Below are 21,307 nucleotides of genomic sequence, written 5' to 3'. Positions count from 1 at the left end.
GTTGAGATGTTTTTAGAAGCTTATATTCCTCCTCAGATTGAATTAGCCGTCGAGGTTGATGCTCCTTATATTTTTGATCGTAAAATAGCGGATGTGACAGGAGATCAAGTGGATGACTTTATTTATCTTGCAGGAAATAAAAAAAGTCCAGATGCGATTTACCAAGAGGATATTACAATTTTTGTCGTTGATGGTGTGACGAGCGAAGTCACGGAAAAAACTCTTGATTTAAATGGTGGTTATGGTAGTACACTTTTTTTAGGTGATTTTAATCAAGACGATATTAATGATATTTATGTCTCAATTAGTTCTGGTGGAAGTGGAAATATTCATTATTATTACATTTATAGTTTTAAAGATAAAAAGCCAGTCCAGTTACTCGATTATAATGATTTGAATGATTTATATGATTGGAGTATTAGTTTTACGAATAACTATGGAGTCATCGTTAAAAATAACACCATTAATCAAACCTATAAACTGGATCTTTCAACAAAAGATAAAGAGCTATTAGATAAGTACTATACTCCTGAAGGAAAAGTTAAAGAAAATTTAAGAGGAGATGTGTTGCCGTTAGGTGGATTATATCCAATTATGACTCCAAGGGGACAAGATGCTTATAGCTTAGTAGCCTCACAACGAATTGTTGGAATTGCAACGGTAGATAATTTAGGTATTGTTGAAGTTTATTTAACGTATCAAGACGGGAAGTTTGTTCCTTATCAAATTGTTGTAGGAAATGAAACGGATTTCGAATAATTGATGAGAAAACAGTATAAAAGATTAAAAAACAATGGCCCAGTCTAGTGAAAGAGTTGGCTTCCCTTTGAAATTATGGTACAGTATACATATGTAATATGAAGGGGGCCACATTCTTGAAAGTTCAAATGGTAGATGGTTATGACATAGAACTTTATGTCTATGAGCCACAAGCAGAAATTCGAACACGTGGAGTGATTCAATTAGTTCATGGTTCTTGTGAACATACGATGCGTTACGAGCAGTTTATTGCTTATTTAATCAGCCAAGGCTATGTTGTTTATGCGAATGATCATCGTGGACATGGAGCATCTGTGAAGAGTGCAGATGATTATGGATATTTTGGTGAAACTAACGGATGGAGTAAAATGGTGGATGATTTAAAATCGATTAATGATTTAATTCATGCCAAACATCCAGATTTACCAATTGTTATGTTAGGTCATAGTATGGGATCATTTTTAGCAAGACATTATGCGATTGATTATGGAGAGACGATTAATGGCTTGATTTTAACTGGAACGGCACATGAACCAAAATATCAATTAGTCGCAGGAAAAATAGCTGCTAAAATAATCAAACGTATCAAAGGTTCAAGATATCGTAGTCCTTTGCTTCACCGATTATCATATGGAACCTTTAATCAACACATTGAAAATGCTAAAACGCCAAGTGATTGGATTTGTTATGATGAAAGTATAGTGAAACAATTTTGTGCTGATTCAAGTTGTGGGTTTGTTTTTACTACTGCAGGATTTGAAGATTTATTTACTGGCTTATTGTATATAACAAATGAGAAGAATATAAAAAAAATGCCATATGATTTGCCTGTTTTATTATTATCAGGTGAAGATGATCCCGTTGGTGGATATGGTCAAATGGTTATCAAAGCTTATGAAGTTATGAAAGACGCTGGATTAGTTGATATTAATTATAAATTATATCAGAAAATGCGTCATGAAATTTTAAATGAAAAAGAAAAAAACATCGTTTATGAAGAAATTCATCAATGGCTAGAAGAAGCGATATAAAATAAAAACCAGAGATTCGATCTCTGGTTTTTATTTTATTAATGAGTGGTTGTCAGCGTTGAGGAGGATTTTTCCTGTTCTTGTTTACAACTAATAAAACTAGTTAAAATCCCTAAAGCTGAAATAAATAGGAAAATAAAGAAACATAGTTTATATTGACTAGCACTGTAGTAACGGACAGCGTCTGTGCTGCTTCCGACATAAGTTAAATCAAGAAAAGTACCAATTAATAAGGTGATGAGTGAGCTTGCGATAAACTCCCCAGCATTAATAAAACTGCTAGCCAGCCCATTGTTATCAGGTGTACAGTAATTTGTAATATCAGTAAAGGATAGGATGTGTGCGGTGGCGAAAAATCCTATCATAAATAGTAAAATCGGTAGGATGGAAAGAGGTGGTTGTCCATTGGCTATGATTAAAAAGTAGATCCAACAAAGTGTCATTAGAGTCGAAGCAATGCGCTGGCAAAGTGAGATTTGATATTTAAACCAGCTTAGAATTTTATTAATACATAATGAACCAACAATTAACCCAATAAGAATAAAGGAAATATAAAATGAAGCTTTTGTTTCAGTTAGGTGATAGACAGTTGATAAATAGTTGACCCCCCAAACACCAGAAAAAGCAGTCGTACAACCGACTAATGTGAACAGGGCAAAGAAATTACGCCAAATGGAACGATTTAAGAGGACCGTTTTCAATGCTTGTTTCAAATTAATCTTTTGTGAAATACCTGTTTTTCCTTTTGCTTCGAATCCATAATCGTTAGGATGATTTTTAACATAGATAAAGATTAACAGTGAGATAATGACACAAAGGAATCCCATCCAAGTCATTGAACCACGCCACCCCATGTAAGCCACTAAAATGGCAAGTGGAAATGTAGCAAGCATCCCCCCATATTCCCAATAAATGAAAGGAGTCCTGAAGCACGCGTAAATTCACGCCGGTTAAACCAAATACTTTGGGCTTTTAAGACAGAAATAAAAATAACGGACGTTCCAAGTCCAACAAGTAGTCGTCCCATATACGCGAGAGATATGGATGGAGTTATTCCGTGTAAAATTGATCCGATTCCTGTTAGTAAGACACCCAAACCACTGATTTTACGATATCCGTAAAGATCTAGTAACAATCCAGCAGGAATTTGCATTAAAGCATATGTATAAAAGGTTACCGAGGCAATATTACTAACTTGTGTAGCAGTTGCATTTAAGTCCGCACTCATAGGGGATGAAATGACACCCATGGATCCGCGATGGAAGAGAGAAAGGACAAATGAAAAGGTTAAAATAATCCAAATTCTCCATTTATAAAAGTTATAACTTTTCATAATGATTCTCCTTTGAAATTAAAATTCATTTACCACTTATTATGGATGATAAAGAGAAAAAAGGCAATAAAAACCATTTTTTCTATTAATTATTTTAAGGTTGCTGATAGGTTCATCTCAATTTAGTGGGAGGGAGTTTCACTGATTTAGCGAATAAAAAACAGCAACTCATCGTGGTTGCTGTTGAATAGACTTAATTAAAATCGTTTTTGAGCTAATTGTTTAAAATATTCAATATCTTCGATGATTAAATCGAGTGATTTTTTCCAAAAGGCTTGATCTTCAATATCAATATCCATTGTTTGAGCGACTTCTTTAGCCGATAGTTTACCCGTTACTGCCAAAAGGTTTTTATAAGCTTTAGGGAAGTCTTCGCCCTGTTCTTCATATTTGGCATATAGACCTTTTGCAAATAATAACCCAAAGGCATAAGGAAAGTTATAGAAGTTAGAAGAAGCATCGTAATAGTGAGGTTTACATGCCCACATATAAGGGTGTAAATAATTGGGATCAAGGCCATCACCATAGGATTCTTTTTGAGCTTTAATCATCATTTCATTTAATTCTTTAACCCCAACTGAACTTTCTTCTCGGCGTTTGAAGAGTTCAGTTTCAAATAAATAACGGCTATAAATGTCGACGATGATTTGAGTGGCGTCTGTTAATTCTTGTTCTAAAACAGCAAACGCTTGTTCCTCGTCACCACCTTTAATCGCAGCCTTTTTAACGATGGTTTCACAGAAGGTTGACGCTGTTTCAGCTAAAGGCATAGGATAACCAGAGTTTAAGATACTTTCTTCATTTAAGCAATAGCCATGAAATCCGTGTCCGAGCTCATGAGCCATCGTAATGACATCACTAAATTGATCGCCATAATTTAATAAGAAACGACTTTGTTTAATGATGTGTAAGTTTGAGCAGAAGGCACCACCTACTTTTCCTTGTTTGGGATAAACATCAATCCAAGCCCCTTCCATCGCCTCTTTGGCATACTCAGCCAGTTCGTCAGAAAAGGTTTTAAATAATTTTAGAACATATTGTGTTCCTTGTTCATAGTCAAAGGTTTGAGTGTGAGTTCCAAGTGGAGCAAATAAATCATAAAAGGGAAGACCGTTTTTATGACCTAGACATTTTGCTTTTGTTTTTAGAAAGTCACGAAAATGAGGTAGGGCTTCTACGATGGCAGCGAGCATCGCATCTAATGTTTTTTTTGTGATGCGAGATTTTAAAAGTGTTTCTTCAAGGGCAGATTCATAGCCACGCCATTTACATAATGTAATGACTTCGCCCTTAATGTTGCTCAAACAAGCAGCTAAACTATCATCCACTTTTTCATAGGCTTTTAATTCAGCTTCATACGCCGCTTTACGGATATCAGGATTTTTATCGTGTGCGAGATTTCGTGCCATGGTGAGTGGCATGGATTTAACCTCATCCTGGAGCGGGACATCAACCATGAGCTTAGATGTCAACATATCTTTTAACTTTGACCACGCAATGGAACCTGTATTTTGTAATTTAGCCACAATAGCTTCTTCTTTATCACTTAATAAATGAGCGCTGAATTGTTGAATCTCATGGAATAAAAAGGAATGGTCTTTTAATGCCTCTGATTGAGATAAAAAGGAATCGATATTTTTTAAAGACCCAATCCAATGATTAACTTTTGCTTCACTTGAAGCTAAAGCACTACTTTTTTCATTTAAAATATCTGAGTATTTTAATGCTTTTTCATCACTTGTATTAGTGCTTAAAGTTAAGGAACAAAATGAGAAGAGTCGTTGAAATAAGCTGGCCATTTCAATTTGAAATTCTAGATACTCTTCTAGCTTTTTGACTTCATTTTTATCTATATTAGATAGAGATTGTGCATACGTTTCATAGCGCTTGATGAGGTCATCAACGGTATTTAAGTCATTTAAGAAGTCTTCACTTTCAAATGATTCATATAATTCTTTTAAGCTCCAAGTCGTTTCCATAAAACGCCTCCTTTATTCATTCTCTTAGTAGTCTAAACCGATTTGAGGTAAAATATGATTGAAAAATTGTAAATTTGGAGTAAAAGGCGATGAGTTTTTTAGCAATATAGTGTAAAATAAGAGAAGTGAAAATTCAGAAGGAGGAATGAATCAATGGCTACATTAGTATTCGGACATAAAAATCCAGATACGGATTCAATTACATCTACTTTAGTCATGACTGACTTACAAACAAAATTAGGTATGGACGTGAAAGCTTGCCGTTTAGGTGATGTTAATAAAGAAACTCAATACATTTTAAATCATTTCCAAGTGGAAGCTCCAACGTTAATTGAAGAAGTTACTGAAAATGATGAAGTTATTTTAGTGGACCACAACGAATTTAACCAAAGTGCAAACGGAATTGAAAAAGCAACAATCAAAATGGTTGTTGATCATCACCGTATTGCAAACTTCCAAACATCTGAACCATTATTCTATCGTGCAGAGCCAGTTGGATGTACAGGAACAATTTTATATAAAATGTATAAAGAAAATGGAATCGAAATCGAGCCTAAAATCGCAGGATTAATGGCAAGTGCGATCATTTCAGACTCATTATTATTCAAATCACCAACTTGTACACCACAAGATGAAAAAGCGTGCCGTGAGTTAGCGCAAATCGCAGGATTAGATGTTGAGACTTACGGATTAGAAATGTTAAAAGCAGGAACTGATCTTTCTGATTTAACAGCAGGTCAATTATTAGGGATTGATGCTAAAGTATTCCCAATGGGATCATCAACGGTTGAAATTGCACAAATCAACGTGGTTAGCATTGAAGATATGATGACTCGTAAAGCTGAGTTAGAAGAGCAAATGCAAGCCATTATTGCAGAAAAAGGATTAAACTTATTCGTCGCTGTCATCACAGATATCTTAAATAGTAATTCACAAGTAATCGCATTAGGTGAACGTACGGATATCGTTGAAAAAGCATTTAATGTTGAATTAACAGAAAACACAGCTTTACTTGAAGGTGTTGTTTCTCGTAAAAAACAAATCGTTCCAGTGATGGATCGTATTGCTTAATTAATAAGTATTAGGGAGGACTTTTAAAAGTCCTCTTTTTTTATTGAAAACTATTTTATCCACAAGGAATGGTTAAAATTTCTTTTAAAATATAAAATTTGAGATATAATATTGAATGAAATTATTTTTGGGAGGTTCATTTATGAACGATTATATCGATTTGTTTTGGACATTTTGTCGCATTGGTGGTTTAACATTTGGTGGTGGTTATGCCATGTTACCAATGTTACAAAAAGAAGTGGTAGAAACGAAAAAGTGGGCGACTGAAGAAGAAGTGATGGATTACTATGCTGTTGGACAATGTACGCCAGGTGTCATCGCTGTTAATACAGCCACTTTTATTGGTTATAAACATCATGGAATTTTGGGGGCGATTGTTGCAACAGCAGGTGTTGTGTTTCCATCTTTAGTGATTATTATGATTTTAGCTGCTTTTTTACAGACGTTTGCAGAATTTGAGATAGTTCAACATGCTTTTAATGGAATTCGTGTGGCTGTTTGTGTGCTTGTTTTAAATGCGGTGATTAAGTTATGGAAAGGATCGGTTATTGATAAAGTGTGTCTAGGAATCGTACTAGTTACGATTGCCATTGGAATTTTAACGAATATCTCACCGGTATTTATTGTGATTTCAGCTGCTATCGTGGGATTGTTAGTCAAAGGGAGAAAGGGAGAGAGAGCATAATGACGTATTTCATTTTATTTTTGGAATTTTTTAAGATTGGATTATTTGCCGTCGGTGGCGGACTTGCGACCTTACCTTTCTTATATGAACTAGCAGAAAAATATACTTGGTTTGATGAAGCGATGCTTGGAAACATGATTGCCGTTTCTCAATCAACACCTGGTCCAATTGGGATTAATATGGCAACTTATGCTGGCTTTAATGCGGGTGGAATTTTAGGTGGATTAATTGCAACCATTGGATTAGTTATGCCATCCGTTATTATCATTATTATTGTGGCCCATGTTTTAAATAAATTTAAAGAGAGTAAAGCTGTACAATCTGTGTTTTATGCCTTACGACCAGCTGTTACCGGACTAATTGCTGTTGCGGGATTTGGTGTGTTTAAGATTTCAGTTTTAACACTTGATAAATTTAATGTGACGCATCATTGGGCGGATTTTTTAGATTTCAAAGCAGCTCTTTTATTTATTGTTTTATACGTTATTACGAATAAAATTAATAAACATCCAATTCTCTTTATTGCAGCTGGAGCTCTGGTTGGAGTTATTATTGGATTATAACCATTTGGATAGAAGGAGAAAACCTTCTATCTTTTTTATTTCTAATAAAAAGGATTACAAACCAGTATTATCCTATATTATCTAGTTATTCATTTCTAATTGAGCTAAAAGTTATATTTTTTGTCGATTTATGAGAAAATTGTATATGAAAATATGTAAAAATACGATATATTTAGAAGAGAAAGGCATATGTGCCATTTGTAATTTGATAAGAGGTGAATTCATTGTTAAGTGAAGTTGATAAATGGAGCCAAAAATATACATGGTTCCGAAAAATGACGGTTTGTTTTTTAGTCATTTTAATTAGTAGTGTCATCGGCTTTTTCTTGACGTTATCGTCTACATTTATTAGTACGGCTTGTTTAATTATTAGTTTCCTGTCTGTTTTAGGGATCCGAATTGGCTTAGGTAAAATGGATGAGTTTAAATCATTATACGTCAATACTGTTCCGATGATTAATCCTGAGAAAGACTTTAAAGAAGGAAGGTCTTTAGCGGAAAATGAAGAGCTGATGTTAAGTAAAGGTGTTTCAGCTGATGAGGTTGAAGCAGCACTTGAAGCTTTAGTAGAAGAAGGACAGCAATTAACACAAATCGAAGAAATAGTGGTCATCAATGAGTCTAGTCAAATTGAGGACGTAGAAGTGACTGAATTAGAAGAAATTCAAGAAGAAACAGAAGCGACTGAAGTAGAAGAAACTCAAGAAGAAACAGAAGTGACTGAAGTAGAAGAAACTCAAGAAGAGACAGAAGTGACTGAAGTAGAAGAAACTCAAGAAGAGACAGAAGCAGAAAAATTAGACGATGTTCAAGAAGAATCGGCCCAGCAGACACTTTCTTTAGAGGAACAGGTATTTGAGACTATTAAAATGATTTTAAGAATGAATCATTGTGAGGTCGAGAACCTATCTTTCAAGACGGTTGGAAAGTATTTAACGATTTATTTAAAGAGTCGTGTGATGATGCGTTTGAAATTAACCGGACGTAAACATTATGTTCTAACTTATTTATCTCAAGCTGAGGTTGAAGCTTTAGGATTAGTCTTTGATACGCCGGCTAAGAGCGAGGCTTATACGAGTCGTGTTCAGTTTACATCAATTGCTGTTTTAGCACAGTTAGAAGCACAGATTGTTGAATTATATAATCGCTTAGTTAAATAAACGAAAAGCATGATCATAACCAGATCATGCTTTTTTGATGGATATAAATGAAGGCGTATTCACGATTTTAATCGATGTTTCGACAAATCGTGAGCGAATTTACGTGAACGACATGTTATATTACTAGGGTTAATAACCATTCGGATATAAAGGGGGAAAGTTTGATTAGAAAAGACGAAGTCAATCAAAATTCAATAGGGAAAATGAGTAAAATCTAAGTAATGGAGATGAGTGGGTATGCTATCATATAAGTATTTATTTGATATGGCATTAATTCTGTTGAGTACAAAAGTTTTTGGTTTAGTAACGAAAAAGTTTTCGATGCCACAAGTGGTTGGAGCCTTATTAGCAGGGCTAGTATTAGGGCCTGCGATGTTAAATGTGTTACACGAAACAGATTTTATCAAGCAAGTTGCGGAACTAGGTGTCATTGTCTTGATGTTCACAGCGGGACTTGAAACAGATCTAACAGAGTTAAAAAAGACAGGAAAAGCATCATTTATTATTGCATTACTTGGAGTATTAGTTCCTTTAGTCGGGGGACTGGGCATTGCTTCTATTTTTAATCAAGAAAGTTCACCAGAAGAGGTTAGTCATTTATTACAAAATATTTTTATTGGGGTTATTTTAACGGCGACCTCTGTTAGTATTACGGTTGAAACGTTAAAAGAGTTAGGAAAATTAAATACACGTGCTGGTAATGCCATTTTAGGAGCAGCGATTATTGATGATATTTTAGGAATTGTAGCTTTGACGATTGTCACAAGCTGTGCGGATGATTCGGTTAATATTGCCCTTGTATTAGGCAAGGTTGCCTTATTTTTTGTTTTTGCGATTGGTGCGGGCGTTTTATTTTATCAGTTTTATAATCATTGGGTCAGAGCTTATCAAAAAGATATGAGACGCTTTGTGATTATTGCTTTTGTTTTTTGTTTGTTACTTTCATTTTGTGCAGAAGAATTTTTTGGTGTTGCAGACATAACGGGAGCCTTTATTGCAGGCTTGATTTTATCGAATACACCATGTGCTCAGTATATTAATTCTCGATTTGAAACGATTTCTTATATGTTACTTTCGCCCATTTTCTTTGCCAGTATTGGAATTCAAGTAGATTTAAGTGAGATGAGTAGTGAATTATTAATATTTACAGTTATATTAGTGATTATTGCTATTATATCTAAAATTATTGGTTGTGGGATAGGGGCTAAACTTTGTCAATATTCGAATCGAGAATGTGTACAAATCGGAGTTGGAATGATCTCGCGCGGTGAAGTCGCATTGATTGTTGCCAGTAAGGGAGCAGCGTTAGGATTGATGGGTGCAACCTTTTTTGGACCGGTGGTTATCATGGTCGTTGTGACCACTATTCTGACTCCGATTTTATTAAAATTAGTTTTTAGTTCTAATAAAGAATCTGATTCTGAGCTTCATAAAAAATCAAAGTTAATTCAATCATAAAAGTGGTGCTACTCAGTAGCACCACTTTTTTAATGTTGAAGATGAAGTTTATAAGAGGTTTCGTAAAGGGTTTGATTCGTGAAAAAAGAGACGGTATAAACATCTGAAGGTAATAGACTTAAATCCGTTCGATCGATCACCCGATAAAGGTTCTCTTTTTTCAGTGCTCGTTTATAAGCGGAAGGAAGGCGAGGAATGGAATCATCCATCGTTACCAAGAAGCAATCTGTGGGAGAAATACTATAAGTATAGCGCTCTTCATTCACATTGGTTAGGACCAGTGTTAATTCATCTGTGATTTGCTCTTTCATGAGATAGGTATCCAAAAATAATACCGAATCAGTTAAGGTCATTGTTTGAATAAGTGATGAATCCAATCTTTTTTTAGTGAATGACTCAGGTAAAAGCGGCGTTTCTTTTTGAACGTTTAAATTAACTTTACTCAAACTTGAGATTGGAGTAAATTCGATTGTTAAATTTAAATCACTCATGTCTAAGGCTTCACTCGTATAGATATGATTAATACCTTCAGCTAAAAGTTCCATTTCAAATATAATCGATGACGCATCATGGACATCGACCTCAAAGAGTTTCCCACCCGTTTGATTTCCTTGTTGAATGAATCCGAATAAAACAAGCATCGACTCATTCATTGGCAAGTAATCAACTTCACTAATAATGGTTGAACAGAGAGGCGGGTTCAACTCTTCTCCAAATGACCAAAGTTGTTCAATGGTCAAATCAGATTCATGAATTCGATAGTGGACGGCACGACTATATTGATTTAAATCTGGATAAAATTTTCTAGGAAAAACACCGATATCGACATGGTTGTCAAAAAGGATCAAATCCGTTGTTTCTGGATTTCGATCAAGGTCGGGTAAGACTTTAGCAGAATGTTGGGCAAATGGCCAAGAAAATGGCTCATTCACAGGTGTTAATAAATAAGGTTGTAAGCTTTCATTGACCTCATCAGGTGCTCCTAAAATCCATTTAATCTCTTTTTTCTCAGGATTGATTTTCACGACCATACTTTGTGAACGCCCTGAAGCAATGACCGACTGGTCACTTGAATCTATCATGGCATAATTGAGATGGAACCAATCATTGTAATCCCCTTTAATGGCTTGTGGTAGTGTTTGTTCAAAGCGGGAAACATCGAGATAATCTCGCAAATTAATAGTCTCTAACACATCTCCAGTATTGGAGTCGAGCAGATAGATGATATCTTCGATGTAGCGGTTATTTGATTTATCAGATGAATTGATTAAATAATCACCACCATCTGTTTCAACTAATGAATGATGACCAGCGCCAGGAATATACATTTGTTTTAAAATCTGACCTAAATAATTACGCTCAATTAATGCCTGATGATAGTAGTAAAAAGCAGGGACATCATAGGTTAATAACGTACCATCCTTTAGAGGTGTAACGGAACCGGATGAAGCCTTTTGAATCCAACGAATGTCTCCCGCTTCATCGATGAGATAGTGATAGTGATCATCCGATACTAAATAAAGTTTCGTTTGCTCTGAATTCGTTTTAAACTGGGTCACCTTTGGATGGATGGCCTGACTTGGTAAAGGATCGGTTTTAAGGTGAAGCGTATGCATTAGTACTTCTCCCGTTTCTAAGGTGGCCTGTAAGTGAATCGTATTCATTTCATTTGCATAGAGTCCCGTTAAAATAAGAAAGTGCTCTTTTGTTGGAGTGGGGGAGGTGTAAGTAAATGATAATTGTGGGGTGTGACCGACCACTTCATAGCTGACGATGGCCTCTTCTTCTGTCTTAAACATTAGTAAATAAGAAAGGGGCGAATTTTGATAAGGATCCTTTAACAGATAAGGATTTTCAATGGTATAATTGCCCGCATCAAATTCAATTAACCAATCTTGTTCGAGTTGATGTTGGACTTCTAGAGGGGGTGACGTTGACTCAATAGTGATAGATGTAGCTTCACAACCAGTCAGTAAGGTGAATAAGAATAAAAAACTTATTTGAAATAATCGTGGGATCATAAAAAGTCCTCCTTAAACAAATACTTCGTTTTATTTTACTATAAAAGGATATGATATAAAAGGGATAATCCTTTTGAGATTAGGAACGGAAAAAGGGAATGTCGTTTCGTGTTTTTTTTTGTTGCAATTTACAAAGGGAGTATTTTATAATGAAAAATAGCATTTATGCAACGAGATTAAAAAGAAGAGGACGACTAAATGGTGATAAACGAAGTACCGATTCAAGGTTATTTATATGTAATTAATTATGCAGAAGGTGAAGAATCGTTATGTAAGCTTGAAATGAAAGTTTTATTTGGACAAGAGTTAACGGATAAGTATCTCTTTTCTCCAATTGATATTGATCCTTCTCGTAGTGTCTTTATTAAAGAACGTTTAACGATTTTATATCGTCATGAAACGTATGAGGGTCTTTATGAGCAAGTAAAGGCGAATCCATTAAGTTATGAAACGTTTAAGTGTCTATTCTTACGATTTAAAGGGCAAACGGTAGAGTATAAAGAACGTTTAGAACGTTTAAAACGTGTTGGCTTTTTAATTGGTGGAGAAGCGGACATGTATCAACCTAAACAACTTCTTGGATTGACGGAATTAAATGGGGAATGGTTCTTTGGAACGTTAGAGCCTAATTCCAATGAATGGGTTACTCATGAAAATAAACCGCATTCTTATTCATTTTCATTAAGTGTCCGTGTTTCACGTGCTGTGGCCAATCTAGCAGTAGGGTGTGATTTGACGAAACGAATTATTGATCCATGCTGTGGTGCGGGAACGGTCGTTCTTGAAGTGTTAACCGTTGGTGGAAACATTGTAGGGAATGAATTAAATCCTAAAGTCGCATGGAAAGCGGAAGAGAACTTAAAACATTATGGTTATGAAAATGTGATTCAAATCGGAGATATTCAAGAGATTCAAGAACATTATGATTTAGCAATCGTTGATTTGCCATATGGACATTTTAATCCCATTGCACCGGAAATCCAACAAATGATTATGAATGAGGCGCGTCGCATTGCCGATCAATTAATTATTGTGACTCAAATAAAGATGGATGAACAATTAAAAGAAGCAGGGTTTGAAATTGTGGAGCAATGCGAAGCTGTGAAGGGGAAATTTGTTCGTTATATCACGATGTGTTGTTAAATAAAAATGGATCAGAACAACGTAGATTAGTAACTAGGAGGAAAGTATGACAAGTAAGTTATTTAAAGACTCAATAGTCATTGGGTTTGCATTATTCGCCATGTTTTTTGGTGCAGGAAATTTAATTTTCCCACCGTTTTTAGGAAATTCGGTAGGGGATCAATTCGTCCCAGCCTTATTTGGATTTTTATTAACAGGAGTGGGCCTTCCTCTTTTGGGGATTTTAGCCTGTTCACGTGCGGAAGGATCGTTTGAAAAAATAGCTTCTCGTGTTGGACCACGATTTGCGATGGTGTCAACGGCCATCTTAATTTTAGCGCTTGGTCCAGTGATTGCTATTCCACGTACGGCTTCAACAACGTATGAATTAGGAATTGTAACGTTATTCCCATCGGCTAATTCATTGATCACAACACTTGTGTTTTTTGCTGTTTGCTTATTCTTTGTTTTAAAACCAACCTCAATTGTTGATGCAATTGGAAAGTTTTTAACACCTGTTTTATTAATCGTCTTAATTTCGATTGTCGTAAAAGGGATCTTTATGCCAATTGGTGACATTGCTCCGCTTGGGGTAGAAGGGACGTTTGTTTCATCGTTTAAAGAAGGATATCAAACGATGGATGCGATTGCAGCTATGATTTTTGGATCGATTGTCTTAGCCTCAGTAAAATCAAAAGGATATAAGGATCATAAGGATATCTCGAAAGTGATTATGATGGCGGGAATGATTGCCGTTTTAGGGTTAGCCATCATCTATGGTGGTTTAATGTATTTAGGTGCCCAAACTTCAGGTCTTGAGCATGTATCATTTACGCGTACTCAATTAGTCATGTATATTGTGAAGCAAGTATTTGGATCATTCGGAACTATCTTCTTAAGTATTTCAGCCATACTCGCTTGTTTAACGACAGCAGTTGCCTTATTAAGTGCTAGTGCAGAGTTCTTTACTAAGCTCTTTAAGGGACGTGTTCCTTATGTAGCCAATGCTATTATTTTAACGGTTATCAGTGTGTTAATGGCAACGAATGATGTCGATTCTATTGTAGCATTAGCTGGGCCGGCATTAGATGTGATTTATCCACTGGTAATCGTCTTAATCGTCTTAACTTTAATGGGACGCTTGGTGAAATCGGATCGAGTGGTCGCGTGGACGGTTTATGTCACATTAGTGGTTAGTCTTTTAACAACGCTAGTACCAATGATGAATATCTCAAGCCTAACAGCCTTAATGACATATTTACCACTTCATGCAGCAGGACTTGGATGGATGATTCCAGCTATTTTCACGTTTATTCTAGCAACTGTTTTAACGAAATCAACGAAATAGTTTAAAGTCCCTCCTGTCAAATAACTTGACAGAGGGACTTTTATTTTTTATGCTAAATAAGTAAGAAGCCGTGATTTTTGTACATCATAAAAAGATTTTACTGCCTCTATAGTCAGTCTTTATTAGGGTGTTTTATGATTTTAAGTCTGATGTAATTAATATAGGTTATAGATAGAGATGAGGAAGAGGTGGAGGAAATAAGTATGAAACAAAAAGTTAGATTTGGAATTATTGGAACTAACATTATTACCGATCAATTTATTCAAGCAGCATCTCATTGTGAAGCCTTTGAATTAAGTGCCGTTTATTCACGTACAGAAGCACGTGGTCAAGCGTTCGCTGCCAAATATGGGGTGAAACATATATTCACAGATCTTGAAGAGCTTTTAACGAGTGATGTAGTCGATGCCATGTATATTGCGTCTCCTAATGCCTTACATGCGAAGCAAGCGATTATGTGTTTAAATTATCAAAAGCATGTATTGTGTGAAAAGCCATTAGCATCAAACTTAAAAGAGGTTGAAGCTATGATTGCAGCTGCAAAAGCAAATCATGTTTTGTTGATGGAAGCGATGAAGACAACGTTACTGCCAAACTTTAAAGTGATACAAGAACAGTTGTCTAAGATTGGAACCGTGCGCCGTTACTTTGCAAGCTTTTGTCAGTATTCATCACGCTATGATGCCTATCGCGCTGGAACAGTTTTAAATGCCTTCAATCCTGAGTTATCGAATGGTGCATTAGTCGATATCGGTGTGTATACGATTGCCCCTATGATTGCGTTATTTGGCGCTCCTTTAGCCATTAAGGCAAGTGCTTATCTGTTAGAATCTGGTGTTGATGGAGAAGGGTCAGTGATTTTTGAATATCCACAAATGCAAGGAACCGTTATGTACTCCAAAATTTCAAACTCATCTCTTCCAGCCGAAATTCAAGGTGAAGAGGGAAGTATCATCATTGATCGAATTAATCAAATGGATCAGGTCACGATTCATTATCGAAATGGTGAGGTGGAGGAAATAACATTACCGCAAGTGGAGCAGAATATGGTTTATGAAGCCGAAGAATTTATTCAGCTCATTTTAAATCAAAAACATGAATCAGCAGTGAATTCATTTAAATTTTCGTATGAAGTCATGCGAGTATTAGATGAAGTTCGCTCTCAAATTGGGCTCGTCTATCCAGCTGATTTAAAGGAAATTGATTAAGAGGTGATGAAACTGAAGCAACATTCTTTACTCGCCTATATTCATCCAACGAATTTAGAACAGTTAGAGCGAGTATCCCAAGCGATAACTTTAAAAAAGGGTGAAACTTTATTTCGACAAGAAGAGATCGCGCATTCGATTTATTTTGTTCGTGAAGGAACATTAAAAATATTAAAGACGTCATCGATGGGACAAGAAAAAATCTTTTCTTTATATCAAGGTGGGCAGTTTGTTGCCTTAAGTACGTTATTTAATCCTCCTCACCGTTATCCTGCTACAGCCATGGCTGTTGAAGAAACGATTGTGGTTAAAGTTCCACGTGAGGCGTTAGAAGCGGGAATTTTATCGACTGAAGTAGCAACGCGAGAATGGTTTAAACAACTCAATCGTCGATTAGAAGGTGTTCAACAATTATTAACGGACCAAGTATTCATTGATGCGAAAGAGCGATTTAGAAAATGGTTACAACGCTTTACTACTGCCCATATGTCTTCTTCAGACGATGTCTTTGTAAAAATTCCTGTCACTAAACAAGAGATTGCTGATTTACTCAGTATTCGCAGAGAAACATTTAGTCGCCTGTTAGGGGAACTAAAAGAAGAGGGATTATGTGAAGTCAAGGGGAAAACCTTTAAAATCAATCGTCAATGGTTAAGTGGTGAAGAGTAGTTCGAATTTTCGAACTACTTTTTTTTATTTTTTCCCTGAATGTGATGTACCTCACATCTTTTTAAAAAAGCTGGCGTTATAATGAAGCAGTCATTTAGATTAAGAGGTGAGAGTTATGGAAATGAACTGTAATCAATGTCAAGAAGCGGCAAAAGGGATCGGATGTACGGTCTTTGGTGTTTGTGGGAAATCACCAGAATTAAGTGCCTTAATGGATACATTTATTTACTCGTTAATTGGATTATCATCACTTGCGGTGGAAGCCAAAAAATTAGAAATTAATACTGAAGAAATTGATTTATTTGTGATTGAAGGATTATTTGCAACGATTACAAATGCAAACTTTGATGAAGAAGAATTTGTCTCACGTATTCAAGCAAGTATCAATTATCGTGAACAATATAAAGCATTACTTCAAGAAAAAGGAATTGTCTTACCATCAGCAGCTATCTATGAACTAGACGTGAAAACAAAAGAAGAAATGATTCACAAAGCACTTCATTTAGCCATTCATCAAACAGAAGATGAAGATATTCGTTCGATTCGTGAGTTAATGTTATTCGGATTAAAGGGATTAGCTGCTTACTTATCGCATGCTGAAAAATTAAGCTATAAAAATGAAGCTTTATTTAGTGCAGCCCATGAATTTATGGCTTCATTAGTAAATGATGAATTAACACTTGAGCAATATGTTCCAATGACATTAGCACTTGGTGAAGTTGGAGTTCAGGCGATGGCATTATTAGACGAAGCTAATACAATGACATTTGGAAATCCAGAAATTTCAACTGTCGAGATTGGAGTAGGGACACGTCCAGGAATTTTAATCACAGGACATGATTTACACGATTTAAAACAATTACTTGAACAAACAAAAGATCAAGGAATCGATATTTATACACATAGTGAAATGTTACCAGCTCATTATTATCCTGAACTTAAAAAGTATGAGCATTTAAAAGGAAACTATGGGAATGCTTGGCATTTACAAACGAAAGAATTTGAAACATTTAATGGACCAATTGTATTTACAACGAACTGTTTAGTGCCACCACGTTCTAATTCAACTTATATGGATCGTGTGTATACAACAGGAAATACAGGATATCCAGGATTTAAAGTAATTCCTGTGTTAGAAGATGGAACAAAAGATTTCTCAGCTGTGATTGAGCAAGCTAAACAATGTGTGGCTCCAACAGCGATTGAAGCCGGACAATTAGTGGGTGGATTTGCTCATCATCAAGTCTTAAGTTTAGCAGATTCAATTATTGAAGCAGTAAAAGGTGGGGCGATTAAACACTTTGTCGTAATGGCCGGATGTGATGGACGTCATAAAGAACGTCAATATTATACAGATTTTGCCCAAGCATTACCGAATGATTCTGTGATTTTAACGGCTGGATGTGCCAAATATCGTTATAATAAATTAGAATTAGGAGATATCAATGGAATTCCACGTGTGTTAGATGCAGGGCAATGTAATGATTCATACTCATTAGCTGTCATCGCCTTAAAATTAAAAGAAGCGTTTGGACTTGAAGATATTAATGATTTACCGATTGTTTATAATATCGCTTGGTATGAACAAAAGGCAGTTATTGTCTTATTAGCGTTATTATCACTTGGTGTGAAAAAAATTCACTTAGGGCCAACATTACCTGCATTCTTATCACCAAATATCGTCAACTTCTTAGTTGAAACATTCGAAATTGGTGGTATCTCAAGTGTTGATGAAGATTTAAAAAAGTTTTTATTAATCAATGAATAATTAAAAAACTGAAGGGAGTTATAAGTCTCCCTTCAGTTTTTTTATATTAAGCATCTTGTCCTAATTGATCGGCAGAAGCATCACATAATAATAAACATCGTATAGTGTCATATCAAATGCATGTGATGAATAGTATCGTTTTTAGTAGCAACTTGTCTTAGTAACTATCCCGGAGATTACTATTTAAAAATAAATAATAATGAAATTGAGCATCTTCGATGTAGTAGACAGATAGATCGTTACTAAATAGACTAATTTATTTGGTCCTTGAATATACTTCGTTGGTGAAAAAATGACTCTTTTTATGATTTGAACTTCCAAAAGTATTGAATGAATCGTTAAGATTTCCCCATTCTTTTTGCTATGTTTATCATAATTTAAATAGAATTTAAAAACCGGAAAAAAGTGTAAATATATATGGCGAAATATAATTCATATTTTTTCTATATGTAATCTATAACAAAAAATCTAAAAATAACTGATATTAAACTATTTTCTATGTTAAGATTCCCGTTGAAATTATGTTAAAACCTTTTAGCCTTATATAAATATATAACATATAACAGGATTGCAAACAAAAATAAAAGGTAAAACTTCACTGTTTAAAATAACGTATGATAGATGGGGAAATGCTCATAATATTGTCGAAAGAAAGGTGATAATTATGGCTAAAAAAGGAATGCGACGTCCTGATCCAAGTGAGCCACATGGAACAGAGAGCAACAAAAAAAATAAACATCCTAAAAATGATATGCCCCCTGTTCCTGAGATTCAAGGAAAAGCAAAACATGGGCATGTTAAAGCTGGACGTGTTTAAAAAAAATGTCTATCCGATAATCGGATAGACATTTTTTTATGATGATTTTAACGAGACATTCCCGTTTTCAACCGTAATTCTTAAACTGATTCGCTTTTGTTCATGCTCAAATTGAATAGTTGCTGTTTCACCGTCTAAATCAATAATGGTTCCATCACCGAATCGTTGATGATGAATCAAGACTCCAATTTGATAAGCTTTTAAATCAACAGAGGTGGTTAGGTTCATGGATTTCAGTTCTGAAATCGAGCGTCCACTAGCCGTTCGTTTAGGCTGTGGTAATGATTCAGTTGCTGACTTTGGATAAAGAATTTGATGAACATCTTTTACAAAAACGGAACGGTTAAAAAGCATGTTGTGCTTATTGGCAACGCTCAGAATTTGAAGCTGATGGCGAGCACGTGTCATGGCGACATAAAAGAGACGGCGTTCTTCTTCAAATTCTTCTTCCTCGTGTAAGAGATGCTGATTCAAGGCACTTGATGAGGGGGTAATTCCATCCATACAATCGACTAAGAAGACGGTATTAAATTCTAAACCTTTAGATGCATGAAAGGTTAATAGGTTAATAGCAGGCATCATTTGATGAGAACTTTGATGACTCAGCTGATACAGATGGGACAAGCGATTTAAAAACTCATGAATGTCACCAGTTTCTGAGGCAATACTTTTTAATGTTTCAATGACGGCAAGACCTTGGGTATAAATTCGTTCTTTCTCGTCTTTAATAAATCCTCGTTTCGTTAAATAGCTTTCATAATCGAGCGTATCTAAGATAAAGTGAATGCCTCGTTTAGGAGGAAGGTCTTTAAGTTTTGGAAGATTTAATTTGAATTGTCTGATTTTATCACGCTGAAAGGCGGTTTTGAAAGCGACCTGACGTGTCAAATAATCTAAATAAGGACTTTCGCTTTGAGCTAAGGTTTGTTGAATGACAGAAGCAGACAAATATAGAATTTTAGCGATACGTTTAAAGGCTTCAGCATCTCTTGGATTTAGTGTGAGATGAAAGAAAGCGACGACATCTTTGACAATCGGATGAGTAAAGAAGGTAAGTTTCCCCTCTTGGAGTTTAAATGGAAGTTGGTGACGCTCAAGCACTTCAATCAACGAAATCGCTGAAACATTTTGACGATATAAAATGGCGACCTCATTTAAATCATCGATTGCTTTTAATTGTTCCATTAAATACGTAAATTGTTCTTTTTCAGTTTGAAAATGATGAAGAACCGGCACAGAAGAAGGGGGATTGGGAGTTTTAATTTCTTTTGGATAACGATCATGATTGTGACTAATAAAGGTTGATGACATCTCAACAATATTTTGGCTTGAACGAAAATTTTCCGTTAAATAAATAATTTGTGCGTCTTTGAAGGTTTGTTTAAAGTCAAGTAATTGCTTAGGGTAAGCCCCACGGAAGGCATAAATACTTTGATCATCATCGCCGACTAAAAAGAGGTTGTTTCTAGGAGTCGCCACTAATTTAATGAGTTCGTATTGAATTTTAGATGTATCTTGTGCTTCATCAATTTGAATGTGCGTATAGCGTTGTTGATAAAAGGTACGAAGCTCATCCTGATGAATTAAAATTTGATAAGCGGTTGTCAATAAATCGTCATAATCAAGGAAAAAGTTAGCTTCTTTTTTTTGTTCATAAGCTTTATAAACCTGAATAAATAACTCCACTTCATTTTCGACGTACTTTTTAATCTCCTTTGTCTGATGGGGCTCAATCATTAAGTTTTTTAATAAACTAATTTGCCCTGTTATCGTCTCATACTCGTCATCACTTAAATAGCGCTCGGATTTCTCAAGATAAATAGAAGCAAGCAGTTGTCGTTTACTATGTGTCATTTGATTAGGGGTATCAATAAATTCATATCGTGTCCCACTAATCTGTTCAAAATGTCGGATGATATGAAAAGCAAAACTATGAATGGTTGCGAATTTGACGTGATTTGCTAATGATGGAAATAGAGATTTAAATCGGTCATTCATGTCTTTCGCAGAGGCTTTTGAAAAGGTTAGAGCCAAAATTTGTTGAGGGGAAACGCCTCCTTTAACCATTAGATTTGCTAAGCGAATCACTGTGACAGTCGTTTTTCCGCTACCTGGACAACTAATCACACAGATTGGACCATGTAAAGCTTCCACGGCGTCTTTTTGAGAGGGGGTTAAGGTCATTTTAAAATGATCGTATAAATAAGATGTAAGTTCATCGGCCATAAGACGCGCCTCCTTTTAAAAGTGTTAAACTTCTTTCATTATACAAGAAGTTTCAAGATTTGACTAATCACGGCGTAAAGAAATTTAAT

General features: G+C 35.3%; 16 protein-coding genes and 1 pseudogene. 13 read left to right on the top strand and 4 right to left on the bottom strand.

Translation table 11 applies throughout. The features are described from left to right. Positions 1–6: 6 nt before the first annotated feature. Both AT726_RS00840 and AT726_RS00835 read left to right on the top strand, forming a co-directional pair. The gene (locus AT726_RS00840; RefSeq protein WP_068758822.1) at positions 7–759 is read left to right on the top strand and encodes a hypothetical protein; all 753 of its coding nucleotides are present in this window, start codon (positions 7–9) and stop codon (positions 757–759) included. A 116-nt stretch (positions 760–875) separates the two neighbouring features. After that, a complete protein-coding gene (locus AT726_RS00835; protein ID WP_055274963.1) occupies positions 876–1,790 on the top strand; it encodes an alpha/beta fold hydrolase in 915 nt (304 codons plus the stop codon). Positions 1,791–1,828: 38 nt separating this feature from the next. Here AT726_RS00835 and AT726_RS00830 read toward each other — a convergent pair. Both AT726_RS00830 and AT726_RS00820 read right to left on the bottom strand, forming a co-directional pair. Next, positions 1,829–3,018: pseudogene (locus tag AT726_RS00830) on the bottom strand (MFS transporter). Positions 3,019–3,320: 302 nt separating this feature from the next. Continuing rightward, entirely contained in the window at positions 3,321–5,102 is a 1,782-nt protein-coding gene (locus tag AT726_RS00820; protein WP_055241404.1) for a M3 family oligoendopeptidase, read from the bottom strand. Positions 5,103–5,255: 153 nt separating this feature from the next. Here AT726_RS00820 and AT726_RS00815 point away from each other — a divergent pair, with 153 nt between their 5' ends. From AT726_RS00815 to AT726_RS00795, 5 genes are all read left to right on the top strand, one after another. Beyond that, complete coding sequence (locus tag AT726_RS00815; protein WP_055241402.1) at positions 5,256–6,173, top strand: manganese-dependent inorganic pyrophosphatase; 918 nt, start codon at positions 5,256–5,258, stop codon at positions 6,171–6,173. Positions 6,174–6,315: 142 nt separating this feature from the next. Continuing rightward, complete coding sequence (locus AT726_RS00810) at positions 6,316–6,858, top strand: chromate transporter (protein ID WP_055274967.1); 543 nt, start codon at positions 6,316–6,318, stop codon at positions 6,856–6,858. Then, positions 6,858–7,421: a chromate transporter gene (locus tag AT726_RS00805; RefSeq protein ID WP_055304619.1), complete on the top strand. Its 564-nt coding sequence runs from the start codon at positions 6,858–6,860 to the stop codon at positions 7,419–7,421. The genes AT726_RS00810 and AT726_RS00805 overlap by 1 nt, the downstream gene beginning before the upstream one ends. 224 nt (positions 7,422–7,645) lie before the next feature. Continuing rightward, positions 7,646–8,581 (top strand): hypothetical protein, encoded by a 936-nt coding sequence (locus AT726_RS00800; protein WP_068758819.1) that lies wholly within the window; start codon positions 7,646–7,648, stop codon positions 8,579–8,581. Positions 8,582–8,818: 237 nt separating this feature from the next. Continuing rightward, complete coding sequence (locus AT726_RS00795; protein ID WP_055274972.1) at positions 8,819–10,039, top strand: cation:proton antiporter; 1,221 nt, start codon at positions 8,819–8,821, stop codon at positions 10,037–10,039. 29 nt (positions 10,040–10,068) lie between these two features. Here AT726_RS00795 and AT726_RS00790 read toward each other — a convergent pair whose 3' ends face one another. Continuing rightward, complete coding sequence (locus tag AT726_RS00790; RefSeq protein WP_068758818.1) at positions 10,069–12,060, bottom strand: aryl-sulfate sulfotransferase; 1,992 nt, start codon at positions 12,058–12,060, stop codon at positions 10,069–10,071. Positions 12,061–12,258: 198 nt separating this feature from the next. Here AT726_RS00790 and AT726_RS00785 point away from each other — a divergent pair, with 198 nt between their 5' ends. From AT726_RS00785 to AT726_RS12930, 6 genes are all read left to right on the top strand, one after another. Continuing rightward, the gene (locus AT726_RS00785; protein ID WP_237297150.1) at positions 12,259–13,203 is read left to right on the top strand and encodes a TRM11 family SAM-dependent methyltransferase; all 945 of its coding nucleotides are present in this window, start codon (positions 12,259–12,261) and stop codon (positions 13,201–13,203) included. 46 nt (positions 13,204–13,249) lie between these two features. Then, entirely contained in the window at positions 13,250–14,530 is a 1,281-nt protein-coding gene (brnQ, locus tag AT726_RS00780; protein ID WP_068758817.1) for a branched-chain amino acid transport system II carrier protein, read from the top strand. A 203-nt stretch (positions 14,531–14,733) separates the two neighbouring features. Continuing rightward, positions 14,734–15,738 (top strand): Gfo/Idh/MocA family protein, encoded by a 1,005-nt coding sequence (locus AT726_RS00775; RefSeq protein ID WP_055241390.1) that lies wholly within the window; start codon positions 14,734–14,736, stop codon positions 15,736–15,738. Positions 15,739–15,744: 6 nt separating this feature from the next. Continuing rightward, positions 15,745–16,407 carry a Crp/Fnr family transcriptional regulator gene (locus tag AT726_RS00770; protein ID WP_144436934.1) on the top strand — a complete coding sequence of 221 codons (663 nt, stop codon included), beginning with the start codon at positions 15,745–15,747 and terminating at the stop codon, positions 16,405–16,407. A gap of 115 nt (positions 16,408–16,522) precedes the next feature. After that, entirely contained in the window at positions 16,523–18,175 is a 1,653-nt protein-coding gene (gene hcp, locus AT726_RS00765; protein WP_068758816.1) for a hydroxylamine reductase, read from the top strand. Positions 18,176–18,839: 664 nt separating this feature from the next. Next, the gene (locus tag AT726_RS12930) at positions 18,840–18,992 is read left to right on the top strand and encodes a hypothetical protein (protein WP_172676248.1); all 153 of its coding nucleotides are present in this window, start codon (positions 18,840–18,842) and stop codon (positions 18,990–18,992) included. A gap of 36 nt (positions 18,993–19,028) precedes the next feature. Here the strand turns inward: AT726_RS12930 and AT726_RS00760 are convergent, their stop codons facing one another. After that, positions 19,029–21,218 (bottom strand): ATP-dependent helicase, encoded by a 2,190-nt coding sequence (locus AT726_RS00760; RefSeq protein ID WP_068758815.1) that lies wholly within the window; start codon positions 21,216–21,218, stop codon positions 19,029–19,031. Positions 21,219–21,307: the final 89 nt, after the last annotated feature.

This window comes from Turicibacter sp. H121 (genome assembly GCF_001543345.1).
Taxonomy (GTDB): Bacteria; Bacillota_I; Bacilli_A; order MOL361; family Turicibacteraceae; genus Turicibacter; species Turicibacter bilis.
Note: the sequence above shows the minus strand (reverse complement) of the source record. Positions and strands in the feature narration are given on the sequence as shown.

Excerpts from the sequence above, each read along its gene's own strand:
- AT726_RS00840 (WP_068758822.1), top strand. The coding sequence starts at position 7 with ATGTTTTTAGAAGCTTATATTCCTCCTCAGATTGAATTAGCCGTCGAG.
- AT726_RS00820 (WP_055241404.1), bottom strand. The coding sequence starts at position 5,102 with ATGGAAACGACTTGGAGCTTAAAAGAATTATATGAATCATTTGAAAGT.
- AT726_RS00815 (WP_055241402.1), top strand. The coding sequence starts at position 5,256 with ATGGCTACATTAGTATTCGGACATAAAAATCCAGATACGGATTCAATT.
- AT726_RS00810 (WP_055274967.1), top strand. The coding sequence starts at position 6,316 with ATGAACGATTATATCGATTTGTTTTGGACATTTTGTCGCATTGGTGGT.
- AT726_RS00805 (WP_055304619.1), top strand. The coding sequence starts at position 6,858 with ATGACGTATTTCATTTTATTTTTGGAATTTTTTAAGATTGGATTATTT.
- AT726_RS00795 (WP_055274972.1), top strand. The coding sequence starts at position 8,819 with ATGCTATCATATAAGTATTTATTTGATATGGCATTAATTCTGTTGAGT.
- AT726_RS00790 (WP_068758818.1), bottom strand. The coding sequence starts at position 12,060 with ATGATCCCACGATTATTTCAAATAAGTTTTTTATTCTTATTCACCTTA.
- AT726_RS00785 (WP_237297150.1), top strand. The coding sequence starts at position 12,259 with ATGGTGATAAACGAAGTACCGATTCAAGGTTATTTATATGTAATTAAT.
- brnQ (WP_068758817.1), top strand. The coding sequence starts at position 13,250 with ATGACAAGTAAGTTATTTAAAGACTCAATAGTCATTGGGTTTGCATTA.
- AT726_RS00775 (WP_055241390.1), top strand. The coding sequence starts at position 14,734 with ATGAAACAAAAAGTTAGATTTGGAATTATTGGAACTAACATTATTACC.
- AT726_RS00770 (WP_144436934.1), top strand. The coding sequence starts at position 15,745 with ATGAAACTGAAGCAACATTCTTTACTCGCCTATATTCATCCAACGAAT.
- hcp (WP_068758816.1), top strand. The coding sequence starts at position 16,523 with ATGGAAATGAACTGTAATCAATGTCAAGAAGCGGCAAAAGGGATCGGA.
- AT726_RS12930 (WP_172676248.1), top strand. The coding sequence starts at position 18,840 with ATGGCTAAAAAAGGAATGCGACGTCCTGATCCAAGTGAGCCACATGGA.
- AT726_RS00760 (WP_068758815.1), bottom strand. The coding sequence starts at position 21,218 with ATGGCCGATGAACTTACATCTTATTTATACGATCATTTTAAAATGACC.